This is a genomic window from Coleofasciculus sp. LEGE 07092 (assembly GCF_015207375.1).
Lineage (GTDB): Bacteria > Cyanobacteriota > Cyanobacteriia > Cyanobacteriales > Coleofasciculaceae > LEGE-07092.
This window is the reverse complement of sequence record NZ_JADEWY010000035.1, coordinates 38,122-50,322: the sequence shown is the minus strand read 5'-3', so window position 1 is coordinate 50,322 and position 12,201 is coordinate 38,122. Positions and strand designations below refer to the sequence as shown.

The 12,201-nt window shown below is 47.5% G+C and carries 9 protein-coding genes; 8 read left to right on the top strand and 1 reads right to left on the bottom strand.

The annotated features are described in order from the left end of the window. Window positions 1-164 precede the first annotated feature (164 nt). Window positions 165-1,265: a tocopherol cyclase family protein gene (locus IQ257_RS11045; protein WP_193873426.1), complete on the bottom strand. Its 1,101-nt coding sequence runs from the start codon at window positions 1,263-1,265 to the stop codon at window positions 165-167. 400 nt (window positions 1,266-1,665) lie between these two features. Between IQ257_RS11045 and IQ257_RS11040 the strand changes: the two genes are divergently transcribed. From IQ257_RS11040 to IQ257_RS11005, 8 genes are all read left to right on the top strand, one after another. Continuing rightward, the gene (locus IQ257_RS11040; RefSeq protein WP_193873427.1) at window positions 1,666-2,307 is read left to right on the top strand and encodes an SH3 domain-containing protein; all 642 of its coding nucleotides are present in this window, start codon (window positions 1,666-1,668) and stop codon (window positions 2,305-2,307) included. A gap of 543 nt (window positions 2,308-2,850) precedes the next feature. Next, window positions 2,851-4,692, top strand: a complete 1,842-nt coding sequence (locus tag IQ257_RS11035; RefSeq protein WP_193873428.1) for a fatty acyl-AMP ligase — start codon at window positions 2,851-2,853, stop codon at window positions 4,690-4,692. A 178-nt stretch (window positions 4,693-4,870) separates the two neighbouring features. Beyond that, complete coding sequence (locus IQ257_RS11030; RefSeq protein ID WP_193873429.1) at window positions 4,871-6,679, top strand: acyl-CoA dehydrogenase; 1,809 nt, start codon at window positions 4,871-4,873, stop codon at window positions 6,677-6,679. A 7-nt stretch (window positions 6,680-6,686) separates the two neighbouring features. Then, the gene (locus IQ257_RS11025; protein WP_228060618.1) at window positions 6,687-7,085 is read left to right on the top strand and encodes an acyl carrier protein; all 399 of its coding nucleotides are present in this window, start codon (window positions 6,687-6,689) and stop codon (window positions 7,083-7,085) included. 151 nt (window positions 7,086-7,236) lie between these two features. Beyond that, complete coding sequence (locus tag IQ257_RS11020) at window positions 7,237-8,700, top strand: MBOAT family O-acyltransferase (RefSeq protein WP_193873431.1); 1,464 nt, start codon at window positions 7,237-7,239, stop codon at window positions 8,698-8,700. Next, window positions 8,700-9,662, top strand: coding sequence for a hypothetical protein (locus tag IQ257_RS11015; RefSeq protein ID WP_193873432.1), 963 nt, complete (start codon window positions 8,700-8,702; stop codon window positions 9,660-9,662). Before IQ257_RS11020 ends, IQ257_RS11015 begins: the two co-directional genes overlap by 1 nt. A gap of 121 nt (window positions 9,663-9,783) precedes the next feature. Then, window positions 9,784-10,809 carry a hypothetical protein gene (locus IQ257_RS11010; protein WP_193873433.1) on the top strand — a complete coding sequence of 342 codons (1,026 nt, stop codon included), beginning with the start codon at window positions 9,784-9,786 and terminating at the stop codon, window positions 10,807-10,809. A 38-nt stretch (window positions 10,810-10,847) separates the two neighbouring features. After that, the gene (locus tag IQ257_RS11005; protein ID WP_193873434.1) at window positions 10,848-12,164 is read left to right on the top strand and encodes an NAD(P)/FAD-dependent oxidoreductase; all 1,317 of its coding nucleotides are present in this window, start codon (window positions 10,848-10,850) and stop codon (window positions 12,162-12,164) included. Window positions 12,165-12,201: the final 37 nt, after the last annotated feature.

Sequence of the window (12,201 nt, the reverse complement as noted above, 5' to 3'; positions counted from 1 at the left end):
GAGTAACACCTCAAAAATTTTCTTGTCTCCTTGTCTCCTTGTCTCCTTGTCTCCTTGTCTCCTTGTCTCCTTGTCTCCTTGTCTCCTTGTCTCCTTGTCTCCTTGTCTCCTTGTCTCCTTGTCTCCTTGTCTCCTTGTCTCCTTGTCTCCCTATTCCCTAAATGTCAACACACAACCCAAGGAAACTTAGCGCTAGAGTACCAAGGTTCTGACCAGGGTTCACCGCCAACTTCCAATCCACAAACAGAACTATTTGCTTTCAAAATTGTTTGAGCTCTTTGCCCGTGTCGCTCTCGCAGTTCCAGGGTAAGCTGACCATGCATAGTATCGCGGCAAATGAAGATTAAACCCTGTTCGGTTGGAGCGCGGAGGGGTGTACCTGGTCGATCCGTTGTGCCAGTTAACTCCACTTCATATTGGGAATTTCGGGCTTGCATCTGCCAGCCTCCCCAAGGTTGAATCTGCCAACTCACTTGTGAATTCCAAGGAACAAATTCATAGAACTTTCCTCGGTAGTGAATGCCAATCAAAGCGGCTGATTCCATCCACCACAGCACACCTCGCCTACCACCGCCAGCCGTGAGAGCCAAGTCGGGTTCGCCATCAAAGCTGTTGCAATTGAGCCAGAACCACTTCTGAGGAAAGGAACGACCCCAATTTTTTTCGCCGTAGGCAGGAGCATCGGTAAATTCGTACAGCTTGCCATTCCACTCAATCGAGCCACTTGCCAAACCGTGTGCCATCAAAATCTGCCATCCCGGTTCAAAGATTTCAAACGAAGAAAGCAAACCTGCCGTTGATTGCTGGGGTGCATCCTGATTTGCCCAACCATAGACTGGCGCGATCGCATACTGCCAGCGACAATACTCGTTGGTGCCGGGATCACGAATCATGCCTTGATGCCAAGTTGCTGTAGCTTGATACCCTTCTCGGATATGAGCCTCGAATTTGGCAGGAGGCAGGTATTGAGGGGGTATGTCCAAGTCAGTTCTGCCCCAATGTCCCAAGGCTAAAGAGTTTGAAGACGCCCAAAACTGCTCGACGTTTGGAAAAGTACGGCAAAGATAACCATCATTAGGACCAAGAATTTGGGCAGCGCCACCGCTATGAAGTCTGCCACCGATGGGATCTTCAATGGAATACATGAAAGCAAAGGTTTGACCCCTATTGGGCAGAGTGACGCGGTAGTACCATCCTTCAAAGAAGCGATCGCTACTACCATCCCAGTGATAACCGCTGTGAGGGGTTTGCCGAGAATTTGCCATTTTTCCTTAAGAGTGTGAAACCACAAGCACATTCTCTCAATGTGCGTCATAACGAGTGATTCGGCTACTCATACTGTTTGATCCCTCCTCTTGTGACGCTGGGCATGAAGAGCATGAAACCGTCTTAGCTAGACGTCCGGATTCGACAGTGCGATCGCCAATTCACTGATAAATTCTTCTTTTGTCGGTGATTTGCATTCCTCTTTTCTGTATGCTATGGGCTAGGAGAATTCCACGAGATTCAGTCTCTCACTTCAACGCCATGTCTTGTAGAGTCGGGCTATCAATATCTTTGAGTCTAGTGCCAGGGATCTTTTAAAAACCCGAACCTGGCAGTTGAAGGTTTGAGTTGGTGGAAGTCTCTCGCACAAATTTGTTGGTCAGATGAGGAGTTTATCCAATGAAAACAATGAATTACTGGGGTAAATCTGCCGCCGTATTAGCGTTTGTATTTAGTGCTGTAGGGGGTCTAAACGCTCCTGTCAGTGCCGTTAACAGCAATCCCACAGATAATGCCATTCAAGCATCAGAACCTGCTTTATTTGAGACTCAGGGCAACGTTCAACTTGCACAGGCGGGACTTATCGGACAGTGTCGTGCTGTTAAAAAACGGATTTTTATTTACACAGAGCGTTCCACCTCCAGTCGAACGATTACAACCTTAGCGTCCAATGAAGAGGTGACGCTGGCTGGTAATGGCAATGGTGGATGGATCGCGATCAGTTCGCCAGAGACAGGGTATGTTCAGACAATGGATCTCAAACTCTGCCAAAACGCCAACCAACCCGACACCAACACAATGGCAGACATTTGCCGCCGAGTGGCTATTCCACAAGGTTTGGCTGTGCGCCGAAATCCCTCCCTTTCTGCTGCAAGGGTTGGGGGAGTCTTCGTCGGAAAAACCGTCCAACTGGCTACGCCTCGGCGCTCTGAAAAAGATAACCAAGGACGTACATGGATTCAGATCACCGAACCTATTGACGGGTGGATTTCTAGCGGTTTTCCGGAGGGGAATCTTACTGCTCCCTCTGCTTGTCCTTAGGGCAAGCTGGTCTAGGTTTATACTCAGATCTTGCACCCTTCTCTTCTCAACAAGCTACACAACCCGCCCAGAGTTAAAACTCTTGTCCAGTCCTAGGCAGACGAATGCAAGCGATGAGACCGTGGTTTTAACCACTGGCAGATTGGTGCAAGATCTCAGTTTATAGCGCTTTTGCATCTATGCCCCCTTTCTGGGGGCGTATTCGGTAGGGAAACTGCCGAAACTTTATCAAAACTTCATATAATAACAGTTTTAGTCAAAAATATTACGCCATAATGATGATGATGTACAGCAGCTAAAAAAGAAGAATCATGTTGCTATTCACTATCAATTTTTAAGTTTAGTTAAGAGTTTGTTGGATAAGGCAGCAGTGAGAGTACTAGCTATTCCTGAAAAGAATATGTCAAGATGCGGTCAATAAAGGGCTAGCCATTCCCCAAAAGAATATGCCAAGATGCAGCCAATCACTTTTTCTTTTTAAAGAGCGATCGCAGCATCGTCTGTCTTAACCTCCGGTTAAAAATCTATAAAAACACTATAAAGATGCTTCAAACCCCTGCTAATTCAACTGTTCCAACAGGTGAATCTTCTACCCTAATCGAGCTGCTACGCTGGCGAGCCATCCATCAAGCCGAGCGGGGAGCTTATACCTTTCTGATTGATGGCAAGACCGAAGGTTCATCCCTAACCTATGCTGAACTGGATCATCAAGCCAGAGCAATCGGAGCTTGGCTGCAACACCACAGCGCCCCCGGAGAACGAGCATTGCTGCTCTATCCCCAAGGATTGGAAGTAATCGCCGCATTTTGCGGTTGTTTCTACAGTGGGGTTATTGCTATCCCCGTGCCGCCTCCTGACGGTGGGCGAATGAAGCGCACATTACCGAGATTGCGCTCCATTGTCAAAGATGCTCAAGCCTCTGTAGTGCTGACTAACGCTCGCATTCTTTCCCTCTTAGAAGACGTTCGCGACGAGTTTCCAGAATTCGAGGAGATGCGCTGGCTCGATACCGAACAGATGGATCTGCAATTGGCAGAGGAATGGCAAGATCCTAAAGTTAACAGCGAACAAATCGCTTATCTTCAATACACCTCAGGTTCGACCTCCACCCCCAAGGGCGTGATGCTCACCCACAAAAACCTGATGGTCCATTCAGGCTATCTCCAGAAAGCCTGTGGGTATGATTCAGACAGCGTTACAGTAAGCTGGATGCCTTACTTCCACGATTACGGGCTGGTGGAAGGACTGATGCAACCACTCTACAACGGGACGCCCTGCTATGTGATGTCACCCTTTGCCTTTATCAAGCAACCCATTCGCTGGTTGGCTGCCATTTCGCGCTACAGGGCAACCCATAGCCAAGCCCCTAACTTTGCTTACGATTTGTGCGTTCGCCGAGCTAAACCCAAACAACTCGAAGCATTAGATCTGAGTAATTGGCAGGCAGCAGGCAATGCCGCCGAACCCATTAATCCCAAGGTAATGGAGAGTTTCTTTGAAACCTTTCAACCCTGCGGCTTCCGTTGGAATGCCTTTGCTCCCGCTTACGGATTGGCTGAAGATACCCTATTAGTTTCCACCAGTCCGTTGCTAGAACCCCCAGTACTCTGCTTCGTTGAGGCAGCAGCGCTGGAAAGAAACCGAGTGGTAGCAGTTAGTCAACCTCGAGAGGGAGTGCGCGCAATAGCTGGGTGCGGTCGTTTGGTCTGCGATACTCAGGTAGCCATTGCCGATCCTGAAAAGCACACCCGCTGCGCTCCCGATGAAATCGGCGAGATTTGGGTGAAAGATCCCAGTGTTGCTCAAGGCTATTGGCAGCGTCCCGAAGAGACAAAAGAAACCTTCCAAGCTTACCTAACAGATACAGGAGAAGGTGCTTTTCTACGCACAGGCGACCTGGGATTTCTCAAAGAGGGTGAGTTGTTTATCGTCGGTCGGATCAAAGATTTGATCATCATCCGAGGCACGAATCACTATCCTCAAGATATTGAATGGACGGTGCAGCAAGTTCACTCAGCGCTGCGTCCCGACTACGGTGCCGCATTTTCTGTCGATGCCAGCGGTGAGGAACGATTGATTATTCTTCAAGAGGTGGAACGCCGCACCCAAGATGTAAACTTCGATGCAATCCTTACTGACATTCGTCAGGCAGTGGCAGAAGAACACGAACTCCATGCCTATGCTGTGGTATTGGTCAAACCCGGAAACATCCTAAAAACCTCAAGTGGCAAGATTCAGCGCCGTGCGGCTCGAGGAAACTTCTTAGCAGGAGAACTCGGAGTACTAGCAGATTGGAGCGAGAATCCCAAATTCACAGCTAAATTCCGCAATCTCCAAGGAGAAGTAGACTCTTTAGCACAACAAGTGCAAACAATCAAACCTTAGTTGCTAGTCATATAGCATTTCCGAGTCTGGAGAGGTACACCCTGATGAAGGCAGGGAGTAGGGAGTGGGGAGTAGGGAATGGGACTGTACCTCCTGTAAATGAGAACCGCTATAAACTATCTGTTAGTAGTAACGAACCCATGACTAATGACTAAGTAACGAATAACTGGAGAAATCAATGCATCAACTCAAGCAGTATCGCCTCGCTGAATCCCTAGAGCATGATTTGGGATCTCCTGATAATCCAGAGAGTATCATGTCCTTCAAACGGGTGGTTGAACTGGATGAACGGGAAGAGTTTCCGGAAGCGGAAGTGAACTGGCTCTACAACTGGAAGCTACAGCATTATTACATCCCCGTTGATTGTGGCGGAGAGTTTACCTCCTTTGAGGAATTCGTCGCCTTTGTGCGGGTGCTGTCGCGGCGTGACCAAAATTCGGCGATCGCATTTACCACCATGTTTTGGTCGTTCCTAACCTGGATGGCAGGCACAGAGGAACAAAAGCAGAAACTAGCCAGTTTCATGAAAAACCACAATGGAACCATGTGCCTTGCCTATTCCGAACGGGAACATGGCAGCGATTTGATTGCTGGTAATGTCACAGCTACCAAAGTTCCTGGCGGTTATCTCCTCAACGGGGAAAAGTGGCCCATCAACCGCGCCACGCGCTCAGGAGTTACCTTTGTGCTGGCTAAAACCAGCGAAGAGGAGGGAGCGCGGTGTCTATCATTATTTATGGTGGATAAAAGCCAACTCGACTCGGCAACTTATTACAATCTGCCCAAGATTCTCACCCACGGAATTCGCGGTGCGGATATGAGTGGGATTGGGTTTAAAGATTGCTTTATTCCCGAAGAGATGCGGTTGAAGGAAGAAGGAGCGGGTTTGGAACTAGCCCTTAAGGGCTTTCAAATCACGCGGATGTTGTGTTCGGCTTTTTCTCACGGTGCCGCCGATACCGCCTTGAGAACGACCCTGAAATTTGCCCTGAATCGCGTCATTTATAACAAAACTGTTTTCGATATTCCCCAGCCTCGCCAAACCTTAGTAGATGCGTTCTTAGATCTTTTAATCTGCGATTGTGAAACCATTGGGTCAGCTAGAGGATTTCACATTATCCCAGAGCAGTTTTCCGTCTGGGCAGCCGTAGTGAAATACTTTGTCACCATCCAGTTAGAAACAGTAGTTAATAACGTTTCGGTGGTGCTGGGTGCTCGTTTCTATATGCGGGAGGAACATGATTGGGGTATTTTCCAAAAGATGCTCCGGGATAATTCCATCATCAGTATGTTTGATGGCAGCAGCGTTGTTAACCTGCATGCCCTGCTCCTCCAGTTTCGCCAAATCACTAAATATCGGGCGAAACGAACTGATAAAACGATGGAAGGCATCCAATCCCGTCTAGAAACTATCTTTTCCCTAGAACAATCCGTGCCACCTTTTGAGCCAGAGAAACTCCAGCTATTCGGACGGGGAGTTGATGATGTGTTGCAAGGGCTAGAAATTGCCCTAGGGCAACTGCAAGACTTAACAACAGCGTCTGATGTCGATGCGGAAGTCTTGGATAAGATTGGGATGCTAACCAGCGCTATCCTTGAAGAACTCAACGCCCACGACCAACTCATTGCCAATTCAGGCTTTGAATATGGTCACGACCAATCCCCTGAGTTATTTGAGGTAGCAAAGAAATACTGCACCCTACATACAGCCGCTGCTTGCGTTCATATGTGGATTTACAACCGGAAAGTGTTAGGTGACTTTTTTGCCAAAGGCGAATGGTTGGTACTCAGTCTCCATCGGCTGCTAAGTCCTTGGCGGACTTTGCCAGAGGTCGTTTCTCCGGCTTACATTGAAAATGTTGCCCAACAATTAATCAAGCTGTACCAGGAAAACAAGATGTTTTCCATCGTCCCCTTTCAACTCGCTCAAACTGAAACACAAGAGGATAAGATTGATGCAACTTCAGAACTCCAGCTCCAAGCCTGATGAGGTTATGCTTGAAAATTCCGTAGAAAATAACGGCACAAATCTAAAAACGGCGTCCGTTGAAGCGATTCAAACCTGGCTAGTTAATCAACTCGCCGAGCAACTGTCTCTCGACACCAAAACGATTGATGTCCGTGAACCCCTGACCCGCTACGGTCTGGACTCCATTGATGCGGTGACAATGGTTGGTGATATGGAAGATTGGCTCGAACTAGAGTTACCTTCAACGCTATTTTGGGACTACCCCACCATTGAAAAATCCGCTCAATACTTGGTTGAAGAATTCGATGTCTCAGCCGCATTGAATAAAACCGAACCCGTGGTAGCAGCAGACACACCCAAAGAAACCGCCGACAAATCCGCTAAAGGTTGGGGTGGATTTTGGAAAGGGGTTGGCGGCAAATAAATCCTACCCGTGGGAAAGTCTGGAGGAAATTAACTCGCTTACCTCCAAGACTTCCCTCTCTATTTTCAAAGCGACTGGAAGGCAATTACTCATCCGTTACATCCGCTAGCAAATCCGCTGCCACGCTTAAAACAGGGGAGGAAACTGTTAATTGAATTTTTCTGATTTTTCCTTCTGGTGGGTGCTGCTCCTTTACTGCATTCCCTTCTTTACGATTCGCTACATCGGCAAGTCCCTGAAGCTGTGGCGAGACTACTTTGACACCGTCGGGCTGACGGTCATGTCGCTGCTGCTGTTTGTCAATGCCAGTCGCTCTAGCTTTCTTATCTTTGCCGCTGAACTGGTTTTTAACTACTTCATGGTGCGGCAGATGCAACAGCGTCGTGGTGCGCAAGCCAAGCTGATTGCTGCTGTCGTAATTATCATCGATATTGGTATTCTTGCCTACCTGAAGTACTTGACATTTTTCGTAGAAGATGTAATAGGACTGGCGGTAGGAAGTCCAATGAACAATTGGCACGACAATTTTCCCCTACCAATTTTTCCGCAGATTCCGCCGGGAGTCTCCTTCTACACCTTCCAGATGGTGGCATTTGTCGTCGATTCCCTCAAACCCAAGTATAAAAAACCGATTGGATTCATCGATTACATTAACTTTATTTCGTTCTTCCCCCAGATTGTTGCCGGTCCTATCGAGCGTCGTGCCGATTTGCTGCCACAAATTCAAGCCTTCCGCTTCAAATTTACGGTAGAAAATTTTGAGGAAGGGTTGAGGTGGTTGTCGTTGGGATTTTTCATGAAGTTGGTGCTAGCGGATAACTTAGCCCCCTATATCAACTTACAAGAAACCGCCAATGCCTGGATGGTCTGGTTCTTTGCCTATTTGTTCACCCTCCGGATCTATTTTGATTTTGCTGGCTACAGCTTTATGGCGCTTGGTGTAGCCAGAATCCTAGGTATACGGCTAACCATTAACTTCCTCGCCCCCTATACTTCAGTGAGCATCCAGGAATTTTGGCGGCGCTGGCACATTACCCTGAATAACTGGTTTCGGGATTATGTTTTCTTGCCCCTGATGGGTTCTAAGAAGCAATGGGCTGCCTTTTTCCTATTTATTACCTTTACACTCTCTGGCTTCTGGCACGGTGCTGCTTGGAATTTCATCATTTGGGGTGCTTACCACGGCGCTTTGCTATTGCTGCTGCGATACACGGGCAGACCGTTTCAACGCTTGATGGGGAACTATGCGTCCCGTTCTCAGTTTATATCTTGGGCGCTGACGTTTGGGGCGGTGACGCTGGGTTGTCTGTTCTTTATGGAAATCAATATCAGCCGACTGCTGCTGAAGATACAAACAATTGTTACTCCTTGGGCTTATTCCTTCTCTAACTTGGGCGATTTCTTGAGTTCTTATAGCTTCAATGAAGGGGCTGCCCTAATTTTTACCCTGGTTCTTGCCAATGGGGTGTTATTTATGGAACATCTCGCCGTCTGGCAAAAACGGAAGCTTGAATATGAATTGCTGCTATCCCCGTGGGTATCGCGGATTTTATTGGGTTTAACCATCTTATTAGCAGCGAATGAGCCTTCTAAGTTCATCTACTTTGAATTCTGATGTGGAAACCTTTAAAGCTAACAAGTTGGTTGGCGGTAGCGGCGGTAGCTTGGTCTATTGGTTACGTTTACAACGTGCGCTACGGTGGCGAGTTGAGCTGGCTGCGGATGATGTACGAAGAAAAAATAGCGCTGGCTGACCAAATCGAAGCCCCAAGACGCCTGCTGATTACTGGCGGTTCGGGAGCGCACTATACGATTAATTCAGAGTTGCTTGAGCAGGAATTGGGTATTCCTGTCTTGAATCTAGGAATTGATGGACCAGTGGGTTTAGATGTTATCCTCCCTAGCATTCTGGATAAAGTTCGCCCTGGTGATATTGTTCTGCTGATTCCTGAGTACTTGATTTTGTGGTCTGAAGATGGATTGGGCGATCGCTCTGCTCAGTTTGGTATGGCAATTGGACGCCCCGGTTTGGGAGGTATACCGCCGAAGCAGTTAGCACAACAAGCTCTGCTGCTCGGAACACCGACGCTGAGAGCAGCAACGAAGTCCGCCTTTGAAGTCATCCAAACCGGAAAAATGACCGGCTATTACTCCGATCCGGTGGATGAGCGGGGAGACCCCACGGTGACGAAAGAACGCACGGGTAAATGGTGGGAATTGCCGATTAACGAACCCGCATCAAAGCACACCATACAACGAATTGCTAAATTCCGGGAAGAGGTAGAAGCAAAAGGGGCAACCTTAGTTCTGTCACTGCCTTGGGTCTACGCTCGTACCGATGAGAAATCGGTTAATAATGTTAAAAAGACGGCAGAGGAACTCGCCAAAATTGCGCCGTTAATTTATGACAAAGAGTCACTAAACATGAAGACAGACTCCAGTTTGTTTGCCGACACTCACTATCACCTCTTGCCTGAATCTAGGGAAATTAGGGCAGAGGAGATAGCTAAACAGTTAAGAGCAGTTATCGGCATGCAACGAGAGGCACCGGATTCGTCAAAGAAACTGCCGCAATAATACACGAGCACTAATTCCAAGTTGGGATTGGGTGACTTGTAGTGATTGATTAGCTTTTACGTTTTCATTATCAAAGTGTCAAAATAGAATGTTGAAACTTTTAAAGTTTACGACTTGGATAATGGTTGTGGTTTTAGCTTGGTCTTTTGGGTATCTGGGCAAAATTAACGATGGTGGAGAATTAAGCTGGGCTCGTTCGATCTATAAGCTAAAGGCTCAAAAAGCTAATAAAGCTAAAGGATCAAGACGGGTGCTAATCCTTGGTGGTTCTGGAACCCACTTTGGTGTTAATGCACAGCAAATAGAGCAAGAACTCGGCATTCCAGTATTTAATATGGGTGTGCATGGTTCTCTGGGAATAAACATCATTCTTGATAGTATTTCTGGTCAAATTCACCGTGGCGACTTCATCGTTGTTATTCCAGAATACGCTATTCTCGAAGATGAGGATGGGATTGATAGAATGGCTAGCCCGTTTGGAATAGCGATTGGACGCCCTGGTTTGGGAGGCGTACCTTATGAAGAGTTAGCTGAAGATCTTTTGAATGCAGGTAATCCAGGTCTAAAATATGTCACGAAATCAAGTTTAGATTTTATTCGACAAATCAAAAACCCGCGTTACTACTCAGATCGGCTTAATGCCAATGGAGATCCTGTTGATCTGAAACGACGAATCGTTGAGCCAGCAGTACTTAATATTCACTTATCCGCCTATGCTTGTCTGCGTCTTAAGAAATTTCGTGACCAATTGGATCGTTCGGAAGCAACTCTGATATTGGCATTACCATGGGTGTACACTAATATTGATGAGAATACGCTTGTTAATGCTAAAAAAATTACAGAGAAATTGCTCGAAATTTCTCCAGTTATCTATGACAAAAAATCATTCAATTTGAAAAATGACTCTACCTTGTTTGGTGATACAGTCTATCACCTGAATGATAAAGGGATAAAAATCAGGTCATTGGAACTGGCACAACAGTTAAAGCAAGTCCTTAAAGCGGAACTAGGTGTACCTAATTCTAAAAGTGGACGGAGTGGACGGAACTTTCAAAAGCAGTTCCTACCCCAACAATCGACTAGCGCTGACATCCATGTCGATTTAGTGCAAAGCAGACGAGCGATCGCGGATTGCGAATGCTTGTAAATTTAACAGGGTGGAAACAGGGTGGAAGTTAGGCAATCATGAACTACAAGCTAGACAACCAAAGGTTCGGTCAACCGTTCCGCTCTAATTCTGCCCTGAATAACAATGAAGCTCCTACGCGCATCTGCATCCTCGGTGGCGGTTTTGGGGGACTTTATACGGCGTTGTACCTGCAACGCTTTCACGCTTTATCAAATCGTTGTCAAATTACCCTGATTGATCGCAAAGACCATTTAGTATTCACCCCGTTGCTCTACGAAGTGATTACCAACGAACTCCAACCTTGGGAAATCGCCCCCACATTTAAAAAACTGCTCATTAACACAAATGTAGCTATTTGTAAAGGCGTGGTTCGGGGTGTCGATCTAGAAAATCGCCAAGTCACGTTCCAGCACGAGGAAGTTGGGGAACTTGACCCAAACCCAACGCTGCTAACCTACGACTACCTGGTGTTGGCAGTGGGAGCTGAGATGCGGTTGGATAGCGTTCCTGGTGCTGCCACCTACGCCTATCTCTTCCGTACCGTCACGGATGCCGAACGTCTGAAAGAACGGTTGCGAGTTTTAGAATGTTCCGATCAACCCATTATTCGGGTTGCTGTTGTGGGTGGAGGTCCGAGTGGGGTAGAGTTAGCCTGTAAACTTGCCGATCGCTTGCCGAAACGGGGACAGGTACGACTGATTGAGAGAGGAACAGAGCTACTCAAATCCTTTTCCCCCTACAGTCGGGCAGCCGCTTGCCGCGCCTTGCACAAGCGACGGGTTCAGCTTGACTTTGAAACTAGCGTTGAAGCTATAGAATCAGACCAAATCACCGTAGTCGATAACAAGGGTAAGACTCAGACGCCCGTTGATCTCGTGCTGTGGACGGTGGGGACTCGCTCGATCGATTGGGTACGCTATCTACCTTGCGAACACAATAGCCAAGGTCAGCTCATCGTTCTTCCTACTTTACAGTTAGCTGATTATCCAGAGGTATTTGCTTTAGGAGATATCGCAGAAGTTCAAAATGCCAGAGGCAAGCGCATACCAGCAACGGCGCAAGCAGCTTACCAACAAGCTGATTGTACAGCGCGAAACCTCTATCGGGCGATCGCAGGCAAACCGCAAGTCCGCTTCCGCTATCTGCATCTGGGAGAGATGCTGACATTGGGAAAAGGTGCAGCCGTTGTCTCTAGCTTTGCACTTAAGGTAGACGGTCGATTGGCAAGCATCATCAGACAATTTGTCTACCTCCAGCGCCTACCAACCCTGCGCCATCGCCTCCAAGTCTTGAGGTATTGGATTGGCAAGTGGTTGACAAAACTCATCTTTCCTCGTCGAAGGTCTAGGAATCACCGACGGCACAATCGGTAATCTCTCTTTCCCCTAACTTCTAACTCCTATTTGCCCA